Source organism: Oceaniovalibus sp. ACAM 378 (assembly GCF_008085915.1).
Classification (GTDB): Bacteria; Pseudomonadota; Alphaproteobacteria; order Rhodobacterales; family Rhodobacteraceae; genus Oceaniglobus.
The window spans coordinates 1-14,899 of the sequence record NZ_VSJK01000039.1; the positions used below are offsets into that span (position 1 = coordinate 1).

Sequence of the window (14,899 nt, forward strand, 5' to 3'; positions counted from 1 at the left end):
AAGGGTCGAACGCACTGGCTTTGGCGCGCCGTCGATGCCAATGGCGATGTGCTCGATATCCTGGTTCAATCGCGCCGCAACAAGGTCGCCGCCCAGCGTTTCCTGCGCAAACTCATGAAACGTTGGGGCCAGCCTCATGTCCTCGTGACGGATAAGCTGCGATCCTACGGCGCGGGCAAGGCGGAGATCGCACCCGGGATCGAACACCGCCAGCACAAAGGGTTGAGCAATCGGAGCGAAGCGTCCCACCGGCATACCCGAAGACGCGAAAAGATCATGGGTCGGTTCAAATCCCCGCGCCAAGCGCAGCGCTTTCTATCCGTGCACGATCAGATCGCCAGCTTGTTTCGCCCCAAACGCCATCGCCTGTCTGCCAGATCCTACCACCACACGAGGTCCGATGCGCTCGACCTCTGGACAGGCTATACCGCAGATCTGACAGCCTGATTGCCGAAATCACCCAAAGGTTTGGTCGCCCGCCAAAAACCTGACAAAGCCGCTGCAAGACCTTATGTTGCGCAAGCCTGGTGGTGACAGAGAGATGGTCGACATCCTTGCGCTGGTTTTGCATCACGAGGAACAGGCTGTGCTGGTCGCCGTGGAAAAGGCGCTGGCCGAGGGTGTCGCCACAAAAACCCATGTGCTGAACCTTCTGCATCGTTTAATCGACGGAAAGACGATCGGTGGGCCGGACATCGATACGCCGCAGGCGCTGATCCTTCAGCGCGAACCAGAAGCCAATGTCGAACGCTATGATGGCCTGCGGGCCCGGACCGCCGGAGGTCATTATGCGTCATGATCCCGCCATCGGCGCCATCATCATCATGCTCCGCAGTCTGAAGATGCACGGCATGGCGCAAGCTGTCACCGACCTCATGGAACAAGGCGCACCAGCATTCGACGCCGCGGTGCCTATGCTCGCCCAGTTGCTGAAGGCTGAAGTGGCAGAGCGGGAGGTCCGGTCCATCGCCTATCACATGAAGGCCGCACGCTTTCCGGCCTACAAGGACCTCTCCGGCTTCGACTTCGCGGCCAGTGAGATCAACGAGGCCACGGTGCGCCAACTTCATCGCGGCGAGTTCATGGACGGCGCCCAGAACGTCGTGCTGATCCGTTGGCTGGCAGGCGAATGCGCAGCAATCGCCGAGAAGCGGGGCCCCGGCACCGGCAAAACGCATGTCGCGACAGCCCTTGGCGTGCAGGCCGTCGAACATCATCGCCGCAAGGTCCGCTTCTTCTCGACCATCGAACTCGTCAACACGCTCGAACAGGAGAAGGCAAAAGGCAAGGCCGGACAGCTTGCCGAAAGCCTCGTCCGCCTGGACCTCGTGATCTTGGACGAACTTGGCTACCTGCCGTTCAGTGCATCAGGCGGCGCGCTGCTCTTCCATCTGCTGAGCAAACTTTACGAACGCACCAGCGTCGTCATCACCACAAATCTGAGTTTCAGCGAATGGGCCACTGTCTTCGGCGATCCTAAGATGACGACCGCACTCCTCGACCGCCTGACCCACCGTTGCCACATCTTGGAGACCGGAAACGACAGCTTCCGCTTCAAAGCAAGCGCAGCCATAGCGGCGCAGAAAAAGAGGGAGGACAATCATGCATGACCAAAGCCTGAGACCCGAAACATAACTTATAGGTGGCTCACTTCTCGATGAAAAACCCGGCTCACTTCCGCGTGGAAATCTACAGGACATGACGGTATCCTCTGCGACAACAGGCAAGTCAGATCATCGACCAGTTTCCACTGAGAGCCGCCCATACGGCAATCGCGCCATTGGCAACCATATGGGCCAGAATTGCATCCACCAAATGCCCCTTGGGCCGCAAGGCAAGCACCGCAAAGATGCAACCGGCAATCGCGGCTGCCAGCCATCTGTCGTGCAGGGCTGCGAAGGCTATGGTGCTGACAGCGACGGCGATGAGAACTCCGAGGGTGCCGCGTGAGGCGCCAAATCGTTCGAGCAGATAAGAACGGAAGAACAGTTCTTCCAAGATCGGAACCAGCAGCGTTGTTCCGACGATACGCGTCACGATCCAGAGCGCGACGAAACTGGAGGAGAGACCCGCGAGGAACGATTTACCTTCTCCAAGTTGCTCAGGGTTCCCGGTTGCGATCCAGTACGCAGCGATCCCGGCCCCGGCGATCATTGCAGCACCGCTAAAGCGCCAGGGAAGATCAATCAGATGGGCCCGGAAAAGCCACAGCGCGCCCAATATTGCGGCAAACCGGAGCGGATAAGCCAGCGCCGGGTCTTCAAAGAACGTCGACGCCAGCAACGCGGTGAACATGAAGACGCCAAACGGAAAAATGCGCGCGATGTTCCAATCCTTCAGGATCGGCGGCAGATCGGTATGGGTTGCCGGCGTTCTTTCCGCAGGCTGCCGGTGGAACCAGCGAATGCTTTGTACGCTCGCGATGATGGCCAGCGACAACAGGCTGAACATCAGCCAACCGGCGTGTGAATGGAAGCTTTCGACGGCAAGCACTGGCGAGACGTTGACCCCGATCCAGAGCAGCAGACTGATCCGTACGACGTTCAGCATCCACGAGAGCGCCAGCGCCAATGGCAGTATCAGGGCGACGCGCATCAGTCTGATCTGTTTCCTGAACAGCGCCATATATCCGGTCATGAAAATGGTCGTAAGCGCCAGCCCTTCAACGCCGGAGCAACTTTGATTGACCTTGACGAAGAAATCCCCCTGACCAAGCACATAGCCAGTCGGATCGGATATCAGCATCAGTCCGATCTGTGATGACAGCCAGACAACCGCCGCAAAGGTGACATCCCTGACCCCGTCCATATGCCAGATCGGGAAGAGCATGTCGCCGATATCAGGCAGGAACAGTGCAAGACCCAACAGGATCCACAGAACCGGGCCGCCCAGTGCGAAACTCCGGACCCATGCCGGAAAGGGCGCGACAACCCTCAGCACAGATCCGGCAAGCAGGATTATGCCGATGCCCCACCCCATCACCGCCAGCAACAGCGCCCCGCCAGCAAACGGCGTGCCGGACGCTGCAAGCGGCGCCCCCACAAGAAGCACGCCGGGTATACCAAGGCGTAGAGCTGCGGCCATGGCCCCGTCTCCGCGCCCATTCAACACCGGATCGAAGGCCCTGGGCCGTGAAAAACCATAAATTCCACTGAGCACAATGACCGCCAAGGCCCGTTGGACGAAATTCGACGAGAGGGTACAGAATTTCCAGGATGCGACAGTCTTGCAATCGCCCAGTTGAGACAAGAAAACGACGTTGCCATAGATCAGAGCGGCAGCGGCAAAGAAGCCCGCGATCAGAAACGGTCGCATCCGGTGCTGCCCGGGGTGTACAATATCAGTTGCCAAAAACATGGACATGGAATGCCTCCATGATCGAATGAAGATGTCGGGCCGACCGGTCATGGACGGCCCGACAAAGACACGTCAGCGCGGTCAGACCCTGCGCTTGCGCTCCCAGACCAGTGCGACGGCCGTGAGAACGACGGCGATCGCCGCCACTCCGTCCAAGGCGCTGATTTCCGGAACGTTGACGCAGACTCCGCCACCGATGCCGCCGCATCCGGCAGCGGCCATTCCGGCAGATGATACGACGGCCCCGGCCGCGAGTAAGATTTTCATCATTGAAAAGCTCCATTCATTGGAGATTGAAGGACATGGCCGGCCAATTCCGGCCATGATCGGCGGCAAACCGCCTGCTGCATGCGTCCACGCGGAACGGATGCCATCCCATTTTCAGAAGCAGAAACAATCGACTGCTTCGAAATTGACAGCCAGAATGAATGGCTGCGTGTTCAGAGGATTGTCGTCCCCCGGATCGACGATAATGCCCACTACGTCGCCGACACCGGCCTTGAAGCCTTCGCCACTGCCGGCGGCAAGGGCAAGGATGGCATCGACATTGTCATCGTCACCAAAACCGGGGTCGATTGCATCGAGAAACTCAAGATCCTCGTTGTTGGTCAATTCCCAGACCGCCCGCTGGACTTCCCAACCGCTGTAGCCGTTGTTCTCGAAATCTTGATTCAGGATCCAATTGATCAGGTCAAGGTTGTTCGCCGCGCTCTGGCCATTGAAGAACGATGTCTGTTCCGCGCGGAAGGCATTGCCTGCCGTCGCCTCCTCGCTGCAATAGATCTCGGCAGTGACCAAGGGGGCGTTAGCCAGAATTTCAGCCGATTCAAATGGCGTGTTGCGGTCGAGGCAATAGGCCTGCTGGAAAATCACACCGTCGAGCCTGACATCTCCGGCATCGACGATCTGCAAGTCAAAAGCGTATTCCTCGACGGGAAATTCCAGATTGCTGGCCTGTACTCTATAGGTGATCTGCCCGTCCGGAAGACTTTCGCAAAGCGACACAATTGAATTGGCATCGCCACAGAAGGTCACATCCACATCGGCGTTCGCCGTGCCGCCGTTGCCATCGGAGACCGTGTAGGAATAGGTGACAGATGCCTCTTCTCCGATGTCGAGCCCCGCGAACGGGGTCTCGCCGTCGAACACCAGATCTCCGCCATCCAGCGTCACAAGAACACCGCCGATGTCGATGGTGAGCCCTTCGCTGATCGCCACCCCGTTCACCGCCTGAACGGTTAGCGGATCGGCGTCGGGGTCCGTATCGTTCGCCAGCACGTCGATCCGGATCAACGTGTCGGCGCAGCCCTTACCTGCATCGTCATGAGGCTCCGGATTGCCGTTCAGCTTCTCGACACCTGCGTCGACATCTTTGGTCTCTTCGCCCGCGACCACGGTGACGGGCGCGGTCTTGCCGTTCACCGGATCGATGACGTCGCTGTCGATGGTGTCGTCACTGCCGACGTCGGGGGCGATGAAGTTCTTGCCGTCGGTCGGCTCGAACATCACCACATAGCTGCCCGGTGCCAGATTGACGAAGCGGTAATCGCCCGTGGCATCGGTTAGCACCGGGGCAACCGGATTGCCGTCAATGTCGCTTGCTGGTGTGCCGTCGGCATTCAGCAGCGTCACCAGCTTGCCCGCGATATCCACGTCACCCGCCGCCGCGCCGTCATCCACGCCGTCACGATCGTCGTCGCAGAAATAGGTGCCCGAGAGAGAACCGGCCAGCTTCTCGACACCTGCGTCGACATCTTTAGTCTCTTCGCCCACGACCACGGTGACGGGCGCGGTCTTGCCGTTCACCGGATCGATGACGTCGCTGTCGATGGTGTCGTCACTGCCGACGTCGGGGGCGATGAAGCTCTTGCCGTCGGTGGGCTCGAACATCACCACATAGCTGCCCGGTGCCAGATTGACGAAGCGGTAATCGCCGGTGGCATCGGTCAGCACCGGGGCAACCGGATTGCCATCAATGTCGCTTGCTGGTGTGCCGTCGGCATTCAGCAGCGTCACCAGCTTGCCCGCGATATCCACGTCACCCGCCGCCGCGCCGTCATCCACGCCGTCACGGTCGTCGTCGCAGAAATAGGTGCCCGAGAGAGAACCGCCCTCGGGGACATCTTCGACGCAGACCGCGATCGGCGTGTCCTTGAAACAGGTCGGGTCGGATTTTGCGGTCACCCGGATCGTCACATCGTAGATGTTGTTCATGCCCTGATCGAGTGGGCTTTCGTAGTCTGGAGCGTTCTTGAACGAAACCTCTCCGGTTTCGGGATCCACCACGAAAAGGTCCCCATCTGTGCCGCCGACAATTGAATAGACGATATCGCCCTCGCCGAGGGTCTCGATCGTCGTTTCTGTGCCGCCAAAGGTCATGACGGCGCCAGTATCCTTGTTGGGCAGACCGACCGCTGTGACGGTCACCGATCCCACCGCGTCACCAATCAGAATCGGCGCCGAGCACGAGGTGTGGTACTTGATCGTTTGAAGCAAAGTGCCGTCGTCATCAAAGATGTGGACATAGCTGTTTGAAGCGAACTTCGTGTCGCCCGCGTTCGATGCAAGGGCGGTGAAACTCTCACCGAAATTGACCGCACCTTGGAAATACACCGTATCGGTCTTGCTGGGATCGTCGTCGTCGGTCACCCGGACGAAAAGCTGCCCGTCACCGTCCTCAGGCGCAAAAATCGCGCTGACGTCTGATTTGCCAGAGGGCTGAACGCTCGAGGGTTGGGTCGACAAGGCATCGCCAAGCGTCAGCGTCAGTTCGGTGGGCTTGTCGAGTTTGATATCTGCATCGTCCTTGAGCCGATCCCGCTCTGCACAGACTTCGAGCCCGACGTCCTTGGGCGCTTCCCTCGGGCAGTCCAACGTAAGGTTCAGATCAACCACAGGCTTTGTATTTTCGTCGATGCAGACCGGGTCGTCGGTTGGGTCATCCTCGACGCAGATCTCGAGGGGCTTGACCTCGCAGATCTCGCCGGTCTTGACGCCGTTCCCGTCCACATAAAAGGCTGTGATCTCGACGTCATAATTGTTGTCGCCACCCGCATCCTGCGGGTTCTCGTAATCCGGTGGGTCGATAAAGGATACCTCGCCGGTGTCGGCATCGACGGTGAACAGGGCCGCATCGGCGCCCCCGGTGATCTCATAGACCACGCCATCGTCGCCATCGGTCGCGGTCTGGCCGAATTCAACCATCGCACCGTCGTCCATAAAGCCAAAGCCAGCCAGTTCGACCGATCCGAAGCTTTCCCCGATCACCAACGGCGCCGAGCACGAGGTGTGAAGATTGATCACTTGCTGCGGACTGCCATCCCGATCCGCCGCACTGTCATAGACATTGATGAAGGTCTGGCTTCCAAGACCTTTGCTGCCGGGCGCGCTGAAGGTGATCGCCTGACCCTTCGTAACCTCCCCCTCGAAATAGATCGTGTCGCCCTTCTTGTCGGTGATGACCAGATAGGCCGAGTCGTCGTCATCGTTCGCACCGATGATCTTGGCCTTGTCGCCCTGCGTGTTCACCCCATCCGCATCGGGATTATAGACCAGAGTCAGCTGCGCAGGCTTGCCACCAAAATCGTTGTCTTCCTTGACCTTACAGGCATCCAGCCCGATGTCCGGATTGCCACCCTCGCCGCAGTCAAGGTCGATAACGGGAACAGTCGTGTTCTCGGTGACCTTGATGCAGTCATCCTCGACGCAGATCTCGAGGGGCTTGACCTCGCAGATCTCGCCGGTCTTGACGCCGTTCCCGTCCACATAAAAGGCTGTGACTTCGACGTCATAATTGTTGTCGCCACCCGCATCCTGCGGGTTCTCGTAATCCGGCGGGTCGATAAAGGATACCTCGCCGGTGTCGGCATCGACAGTGAACAGGGCCGCATCGGCGCCCCCGGTGATCTCATAGACCACGCCATCGTCGCCATCGGTCGCGGTCTGGCCGAATTCAACCATCGCACCGTCGTCCATAAAGCCAAAGCCAGCCAGTTCGACCGATCCGAAGCTTTCCCCGATCACCAGCGGCGCCGAGCACGAGGTGTGAAGGTTGATCACCTGCTGCGGACTGCCACCCCGATCCGCCGCACTGTCATAAACATTGATGAAGGTCTGGCTTCCAAGACCTTTGCTGCCGGGCGCGCTGAAGGTGATCGCCTGACCCTTCGTAACCTCGCCCTCGAAATAGATCGTGTCGCCCTTCTTGTCGGTGATGACCAGATAGGCCGAGTCGTCGTCATCGTTCGCACCGATGATCTTGGCCTTGTCGCCCTGCGTGTTCACCCCATCCGCATCGGGATTATAGACCAGAGTCAGCTGCGCAGGTTTGCCACCAAAATCGTTGTCTTCCTTGACCTTACAGGCATCCAGCCCGATGTCCGGATTGCCACCCTCGCCGCAGCCGAGGTCGATGATTACATCATCATTATTTTCAGAAATTGTGATTTTTCCATCAAGCATGGCGGTGAATCCCCATGAAAAATATTATGTGTTGGACCGCAAAACGCAGTCGACTAAAAGTCTGTGGAACAACCAAATATTTGTGAACTGTCTGCAAACAAAACTAATCATGCCGATCGCCCAGCCATTGAAAGCCGTCGTCTGAATGATTCGAGACAATAATTAGCTATTAATAAACGCTCTCGGAGCCACTTGTGTCCAGAAAAAAACTCTATCGCGTTTTTCTTTCGGTTGGGGTCTGCATGGTTTCCATGCTGAAGTGAGTGGGATAATTAGGGAAACTTCACAGACAACAGGGCCATGTGACCTGCGCCCAGCATGCTGAAACCTTTGAAGTTTAGATACTAAAAAGGGGCGATGCCGGAGTGATGGTGTTCGAAACCGAATTCGTGGCGGCGCAGGTGGGCGACACCGTGGTCTTTCGCGCAGTCGCCAAAGATCACAACGCCCAAAGCATCGGTCGTGTTGCACGGATCGACCGCAATTCGGAACGCGCCCTACCCGAGATGGAATTCAGGCGGTGCGTTCGAAACGGTAGTGTCGCAAGCTTTTCGCACTGTCGCCCCGGCAGCGTATGCAGCACTAGATGTGCGAGACCGGACACGCACGATCGGAACGGAACGGAACTATGATTGACTTCAAGGGCGCGCAATACCCGAAATCCGTCATTCTGTATGCGGTTTATTTCTAGGTCCGTTACGGCGTCTCGCACCGTGATCTGCAAGAGATCATGTCCGATCGTGGCGTCAGCGTAGATCATTCTTCTTTGAACCGTTGGGTCATCAGATATTCCCCGCAGATCGCTGCAAATGCGCAGTCCAGAAAGCGACCAACAGCTGTATCCTGGCGAATGGATGAAACCTACATCAAGGTTAAGGGCAAGTGGGCGTATCTGTACCGAGCTGTTGACCGTGAGGGGCAAGCCCTTGATTTCATGCTGTCTGAGCGTCGCGATACGGCTGCTGCCCGGCGATCTTTTAAACGTGCGATAGGCACGAACGGCGTGCCCGATCGGGTGATCATCGACGAAAGCGGAGGCCAACCTCGCCGGCTTGCAAAGGGTCAATGTGATCCTGAAGTTCACCGGCACCGGGAAAACCATCACGGTCCTGCAGGTCAAATACCTCAATAATATTCTTGAGCAGAATCATCGCTTTATCAAGCGGATCACGGGGCCCATGCAAGGGTTCAAAGCCTTCCATTCCGCTGCCGCCACGGTCGCCGGGATCGAGACCGCACACATGATCCGGAAAGGACAGTTCTGTGCCAAGGGGCTATCCGGCGCACAGCAGTTTGCAGCGCTTGCAGCATAACTGTGTCCGAAGCAAATCTCCTTTCGGCATCACAGAAAGTTTACGACACAACCTTCCTGCTGTCCATACTCTTGCTCATGACGCCAGGAGCGAACTGGTTTTTCTGGCTGACTACACCGCAGATGGTATCGGGGAAAGCGTCGGATTTAACGCGATTCATAATCACGCTCCCGACCGCGATCATCCCGTCGCGGCTGGAGCGATTAAATTCAAAATACATCGCTCGCGCCATACTACCGCCACGTGCGTTCCCCCGCAACTTGACGATGCCAATCGATTTTATCAAAAAGGTGTCAGACCCACCAAATCGCTCGGGATGTATTTTGCGCCTTGAGGTTTTCCAAAAAATCAAGTTTATCTCAACGGATTGCGTAAGGACCCGGTGCGATACCGGGTGGCTCTTCTGGCCGCCGATCCGCCAGACAACCCCTAAGAAAATACCAGATTGAACTGCCGGACCGTCTTTCGAAAAGACCCTCTGACACATGGTATTGGACCGCTCATGATCTCATTCTCTGACTACCGCCAGCAATGGTTTGGCAACATTCGCGGCGATCTGCTCGCTGGTCTCGTCGTCGCTCTGGCGCTGATACCCGAAGCCATTGCTTTCTCCATCATCGCCGGCGTCGATCCTAAAGTCGGGCTCTATGCCTCTTTCTCTATTGCGGTTCTGATTGCGTTTACAGGCGGTCGACCCGGCATGATTTCGGCCGCCACCGCCGCCACCGCTGTGCTTATGATCACCCTCGTCAAGGATTACGGTCTTGAGTATCTGCTCGCAGCCACAGTCCTTGCAGGGCTTCTCCAGATCGGGGCCGGACTGCTGAAGCTCGGACGGTTCATGCGCTATGTTTCCAAATCCGTGATGACGGGCTTTGTAAACGCGTTGGCCATTCTCATCTTCATGGCGCAATTGCCAGAGTTGAACCTCGGCAATCCCGGCGTCAGCTGGCTGACCTATGCGCTGACGGCAGCAGGGCTGGCGATCATCTACCTCTTTCCGCGTCTCACCACTGCCGTGCCTTCACCGCTGGTCACGATCATCGTGCTCACGGTGGTTGTCGTGGTCATGGGCTGGGATGTGCGGACGGTTGGAGACATGGGCGCACTGCCTGACACCCTGCCGATTTTCCTGATACCGCAGATCCCGCTCACCTTCGAAACGCTCCTGATCATCCTTCCCTATTCCATAGCTGTCGCCGTCGTCGGCTTGTTGGAAAGTTTGATGACCCAGAATATTGTCGATGATCTGACCGATACCAGATCCAATCGCAATCAGGAGTGTATCGGCCAAGGCATCGCCAACACGGCAACAGGGTTCATCGGGGGTATGGCCGGTTGCGCAATGATTGGTCAGTCGATCATCAATGTTAAGTCCGGCGGTCGGGGACGTCTGTCGGCTTTCACAGCGGGGGCGGTCCTGCTGGCCCTCGTCGTTGGCCTGGGCGATCTGGTCGCGCGTATCCCAATGCCTGCGCTGGTCGCCATCATGATCATGGTGTCCATTGGCACTTTCTCGTGGTCCTCGATCAAGAACCTGAAAGTACATCCGCGCTCGTCCTCCATCGTGATGATCGCGACGGTGGTCACCGTGGTCTACACACACAACCTCGCTATCGGTGTTCTGGTTGGCGTCCTCCTGTCCGGCATTTTCTTTGCCGGAAAAATTGCCCAACTGTTCCGCGTTCTTTCGACCCTCTCCGCCGACGGCCGCGAGCGGACATACGTGCTTGAGGGTCAGCTCTTTTATGGGTCGGTCGAGGATTTTGCCGATGCCTTCGACTACCGGGAAGTTCTTGATCGCGTGATCGTGGATGTCAGCCGGGCGCATATCTGGGACATAAGCTCGGTTCAGGCGCTGGACATGGCGATCCTCAAGTTGCGCCGGGAAGGCGCAGATGTTCAGGTCATCGGCATGAACGAGGCGTCCGAAACCCTCGTCGACAAGCTTGCCATACATGACAAGCCGGGCGCGACGGACACATTGATGGGGCACTGAGGAGGAATACCATGGACAAGATACTCACGCTGCTCGACGGCTCGGCCTATTCCGAGAGCGTCTGTCACCACACGGCATGGATCGCGAAGAAACTGAATGCCAGCGTCGAGGCCATGCATGTTCTCGGCCGCCGCGAAGGCGCAGAAACTACGGACCTTTCAGGCGCCTTGCGGCTTGGTGCCCGGTCGGCCCTGCTCAAACAGCTGGCAACGCTGGATGAGCAACGCGCCAAACTGGCACAAGCGAAGGGCCATGCCATTCTGGAGGACGCAAAGGCCATTCTGGAGCAAGACGGTGCATCGGTCGTGAACCTTCGGCTACGCAGGGGCGACCTTCTGGACGCGGTTCGTGAGGTCGAAAATGATATCCGAGCCATCACAATGGGCAAACGGGGCGAAGGCGCGGACTTTGCCACGGGGCATCTTGGCTCAAATCTGGAACGGATCGTGCGCACATCCAAGGTGCCGGTGTTCGTGGCCTCGCGCGAGTTCAGGCCAATCGCCAAGGTTCTGTTCGCCTACGATGACAGCCCCAGCGCCAAGGTCGCCGTCGATCGGATGTCGACAAGCCCTGTGTTCACGGATCTCGACGTTTGCGTGCTGTGCATCGGGAACGACACGGATCGCACGCAGGCAACTGCCGGAAGCGCCGTTGAGAAACTGCGCAGCGCAAATATCACGGCCTCCGCGCGCACTGCGGCTGGCGAACCCGAGGAGGTTCTTGGCAAGTTGGTCTCAAACGAAGGCTTCGACCTGCTTGTCATGGGAGCCTACGGCCACAGCCGGATCAGGCGGCTCATTATCGGATCGACGACAACGGCGATGATCCAGACGGTTAAGATCCCCGTGCTATTGTATCGCTGAAGACAGGAAGACTCCACAACACAGGTAATCTGGAAGGGAGCGCGCTGGATACCATGAACGTTCACAAGGCGGATGAATTTGTTCGCTCAGGATGTGGTGCTAGAGCGGACCTTTTCAGAGGCCCCGACAGAGGCAGTTCTTTCCGCAAAGTGTGAGTTTACCCGCCTTGATGCCTAGCAGATGCCGCGAATGGCAGGAATGACGGGCCGCGTGGCAGCATCAGCTTATAGCATCAAGTGCCCGTTCTGGGCCGAGTTGATGCTGCTACGGGCGGGCCGATTGAATGCTGCGCCGGATCTGAGGTCCGCAAGGAGCCGATTGCGGATGGCAACGCAGGGCGTTTATGTGGCGGAAGCATGGAGGTTCGAATGTTTGTACCAGAAATCGTTATGGATGAGCGATGCATCCTCGTTCATAATCATGATCTGAAGACGCCTGAGGCGGTTTCTCTCGCAGCTAGGTTCACTCGTGCGAGGCTGGAACATGCCCGACAGGATCTCCCGCTCAATATCTCCCGCATCGAGATTGTATTCGACCTTCGGGGGCAACAATACGACGATACTGCTAAAGTCTTGTTGAACGCCGAGGCACTCGGCTGTTCCTGCGTAACCTTCTACCGGGGATAGCCATGGCTCAGCAATTCATCGTCAAAGGAGCCAACCGAGATCAGCGTCTGCGTGATCTGTTATTCAGTCTTGATGAGCATATCGAATTATTCGCTCTGGATGGGCACGATACAGGGGTATCTGTCCCCACAAAGGTTACTGACCGGATCGGAGACAGCAGAGTTCGCGAGGTCCTGTCGCAGTTCCAATATTATGACCTCTGGTCGGGAGATTGGCATGTGCCTGAACCGCCCAACAAGGGGCGAATATCATGGTCGTTCGGTGGGACGTAGGCACCAGCTTGGTTCGCACTACTGCCCTTCTGTCATCGAAGATGCTGCGACTCACGCCGAATGGCTGATCTCGCGCTGCGACTCACGCCGAATGGCTGATTTCGCAAAGCTGCTCTGCAGCGAGGACCGCCCTGGCCAATGTCGGCTCTGGGCCGTCCGTGAAGACGGCCCATGCCTTTAGATTTCGATCGCTAGAGCATCCTCAAGCTCGACGCCAAGAAATCTACCAGTTCTGTCCATTTTAGTGTAAGCGGGGCCTGAACCGCGCTGCGATCTCAGCTTGACAGCTTTTGGGATGCCCGCGGCATGAGATCGTCGATGCATGACGCCGGTTGGCCGCCCGCAATGGCGGTCAGTGTTTCGCGCAGGTAGGCGTAGGGCAACTAAAGAAGTTGCTAGCGGGTTCGGCCTTTGCCCCACATGTCGATGTCGGTGCCCAGATCCTGTTTAAGTCGCTCTGAAGCATCATCCAGAGCTTGTAAAACGCCATCCTCGAGTTGAACATCCAGCAGCTTTTTGAGGCCCCGGCTTTGTGCCCCATTGCGCGTACCGACAATGACGCCGCCGACCGATGCGCGGGATTTCAGCCAGCCGATGGCCAGTTCCTCCATCGACAGGCCGGTTTCCCCGACAAGAGCCCACAGCGCATCGAGCAGTTCTTGACCAGCCTCCTCGGCGCCCTCTTCCTTGTGTGTGGCGTCGGCCCATTTGCGATGGTCGAACATGCGGGTCCGGGCGCGGTCTACCGGGAAATCCTGAAGCGATTTGTATTTGCCCGCCAAGAGTCCCTGCATCAGCGAGGAATAGCACATAATCGGCACGCCGGCAGCTTCGCATTTTGGCTGCACCTCGAATTCGATGGCACGCGAAAACAGGTGATAGGGCAGCTGGTTGACGGAAATTTCACCCAAAGACAGCGCCTCGTCCAGATCCTGATTGCCGAAGTTTGACACGCCGTACCAACGGATCTTGCCGTCTTCTTTCAGCTTCTTCAGCGCGCCGATGCTGTCGGCCAAGGGCACATCCCGGTTGGGCCAGTGCAACATATAAAGGTCGATATAATCGGTGCCGAGGTTTTTAAGGCTGCGGTCACAGGCCTCAATGATCGCATCGGGGGCCAGGTTTTCGCGGGCAACCTTGGACGAAATCACCAGATCCGAGCGTTTGTCGCCCAGAGCCTTGCGAAGAAGTTGTTCGGAATAGCCTGCGCCATAGGCTTCGGCGCTGTCAAAAAAGTTGATCCCCACGTTATGGGCTTCCTGCAGCGCCTCAATGGAATCCTTTTCCTCTTGCGCGCCGAATGCTCCGGCGCCGCCCATGCAGCCATAGACGACTTTGCTGGTCACCAGATCGGTCTTGCCAAAAGTGTTGTTCATGTTCAGTTGCCTCATTTTCGTTAGTGTAAGGGGGGGGAGCTTGTGGGCTACCAGCTCCACAAGGTTCCGTCTTCCAGTCTGCTGACCGGCAGATAAGAGCGTTTGTAAGGATATTTCGCGGCGGCCTCTTCGTTGAAATCGACCCCTAAACCGGGGCTGTCGCCGACATGAATCATCCCGTCTTTCAGGGTCAGGTCGTGTGAGAATACTTCGTTTGACGCCTCATTTCCAAACCCGACAAATTCCTGAATCCCAAAATTTGGCACCCAGAGATCAAGATGCGATTGGGCGGCAAAGCAGATCGGCGACAGATCCGGCGCGCCATGGGGCGCGATGCGCACATGGAATATCGCCGCGAACTCCGCGATGCGCCGCACGCCCGTGATCCCTCCCGCATGGGTGGTGGCGGTGCGGATATAATCGATCCACTGGTTCTGGATCATCTCTTTGCAATCCCAGATCGTGTTATAGATCTCGCCAATCGCAAGCGGCGTCGTGGTGTGGTTGCGCATTTCGCGGAATGTGGGCATTGATTTCGCGCGATGTCGGGCACGCGTTTCACGCCATTGTGGGCAGCCATTTTACGATCGTGGGCAGGCTGGCCGACACTTTGATAGATTCAGGCTGGAGCG

11 protein-coding genes, 3 pseudogenes and 1 other annotated feature are annotated in these 14,899 nt (G+C 57.6%); of the genes and pseudogenes, 7 read left to right on the forward strand and 7 right to left on the reverse strand.

Features of this window, described 5'->3' with window-relative positions; genetic code table 11:
• The 3 genes and pseudogenes from FQ320_RS24340 to istB all read left to right on the forward strand — a co-directional run.
• A partial coding sequence (locus tag FQ320_RS24340; protein WP_148475867.1) for a DDE-type integrase/transposase/recombinase occupies positions 1-447 on the forward strand: 447 nt, incomplete at its 5' end.
• 52 nt (positions 448-499) lie between these two features.
• Positions 500-799, forward strand: a pseudogene (locus FQ320_RS24345) (IS21 family transposase); the annotation flags it as partial.
• Positions 789-1,610, forward strand: a complete 822-nt coding sequence (gene istB / locus FQ320_RS24350; RefSeq protein ID WP_148475868.1) for an IS21-like element helper ATPase IstB — start codon at positions 789-791, stop codon at positions 1,608-1,610. The pseudogene FQ320_RS24345 and the gene istB, both read left to right, overlap by 11 nt.
• Before the next feature lie 118 nt (positions 1,611-1,728).
• Here istB and xrtE read toward each other — a convergent pair whose 3' ends face one another.
• The 3 genes from xrtE to FQ320_RS24365 all read right to left on the reverse strand — a co-directional run bounded on the left by xrtE (position 1,729) and on the right by FQ320_RS24365 (position 7,818).
• Positions 1,729-3,363 carry an exosortase E/protease, VPEID-CTERM system gene (xrtE, locus tag FQ320_RS24355; protein WP_187394069.1) on the reverse strand — a complete coding sequence of 545 codons (1,635 nt, stop codon included), beginning with the start codon at positions 3,361-3,363 and terminating at the stop codon, positions 1,729-1,731.
• A 75-nt stretch (positions 3,364-3,438) separates the two neighbouring features.
• Positions 3,439-3,624 (reverse strand): hypothetical protein, encoded by a 186-nt coding sequence (locus FQ320_RS24360; RefSeq protein WP_148475870.1) that lies wholly within the window; start codon positions 3,622-3,624, stop codon positions 3,439-3,441.
• 114 nt (positions 3,625-3,738) lie between these two features.
• The gene (locus FQ320_RS24365; protein WP_148475871.1) at positions 3,739-7,818 is read right to left on the reverse strand and encodes an SdrD B-like domain-containing protein; all 4,080 of its coding nucleotides are present in this window, start codon (positions 7,816-7,818) and stop codon (positions 3,739-3,741) included.
• A gap of 628 nt (positions 7,819-8,446) precedes the next feature.
• On the opposite strand from FQ320_RS24365, the pseudogene FQ320_RS24370 reads away from it, so the two are divergent.
• A pseudogene (locus FQ320_RS24370) lies at positions 8,447-9,131 on the forward strand (IS6 family transposase).
• A 49-nt stretch (positions 9,132-9,180) separates the two neighbouring features.
• Here the strand turns inward: FQ320_RS24370 and FQ320_RS24375 are convergent.
• Positions 9,181-9,363, reverse strand: a pseudogene (locus FQ320_RS24375) (cell wall hydrolase); the annotation flags it as partial.
• Positions 9,364-9,503: 140 nt separating this feature from the next.
• Positions 9,504-9,559: a sequence feature (sul1 is cis-regulatory element that is thought to sense ions involved in sulfur or methionine metabolism; They are found in Alphaproteobacteria), on the forward strand.
• A 74-nt stretch (positions 9,560-9,633) separates the two neighbouring features.
• Between FQ320_RS24375 and FQ320_RS24380 the strand changes: the two are divergent.
• The 3 genes from FQ320_RS24380 (at position 9,634) to FQ320_RS25945 (ending at position 12,619) form a co-directional block, all read left to right on the forward strand.
• The gene (locus FQ320_RS24380; RefSeq protein WP_148475872.1) at positions 9,634-11,130 is read left to right on the forward strand and encodes a SulP family inorganic anion transporter; all 1,497 of its coding nucleotides are present in this window, start codon (positions 9,634-9,636) and stop codon (positions 11,128-11,130) included.
• Positions 11,131-11,141: 11 nt separating this feature from the next.
• The gene (locus FQ320_RS24385; RefSeq protein WP_148475873.1) at positions 11,142-11,993 is read left to right on the forward strand and encodes a universal stress protein; all 852 of its coding nucleotides are present in this window, start codon (positions 11,142-11,144) and stop codon (positions 11,991-11,993) included.
• Positions 11,994-12,361: 368 nt separating this feature from the next.
• Positions 12,362-12,619, forward strand: coding sequence for a hypothetical protein (locus tag FQ320_RS25945; protein ID WP_187394070.1), 258 nt, complete (start codon positions 12,362-12,364; stop codon positions 12,617-12,619).
• Positions 12,620-13,166: 547 nt separating this feature from the next.
• On the opposite strand, the gene FQ320_RS27010 is transcribed toward FQ320_RS25945, so the two are convergent.
• From FQ320_RS27010 to FQ320_RS24395, 3 genes are read right to left on the reverse strand one after another with little or no spacing between them, the layout of a single operon-like run.
• Complete coding sequence (locus FQ320_RS27010) at positions 13,167-13,274, reverse strand: transposase domain-containing protein (protein WP_370513105.1); 108 nt, start codon at positions 13,272-13,274, stop codon at positions 13,167-13,169.
• A 12-nt stretch (positions 13,275-13,286) separates the two neighbouring features.
• Positions 13,287-14,267, reverse strand: coding sequence for an aldo/keto reductase (locus FQ320_RS24390; protein WP_187394071.1), 981 nt, complete (start codon positions 14,265-14,267; stop codon positions 13,287-13,289).
• A 47-nt stretch (positions 14,268-14,314) separates the two neighbouring features.
• Positions 14,315-14,797, reverse strand: a complete 483-nt coding sequence (locus FQ320_RS24395) for an enolase C-terminal domain-like protein (protein WP_148475875.1) — start codon at positions 14,795-14,797, stop codon at positions 14,315-14,317.
• Positions 14,798-14,899: the final 102 nt, after the last annotated feature.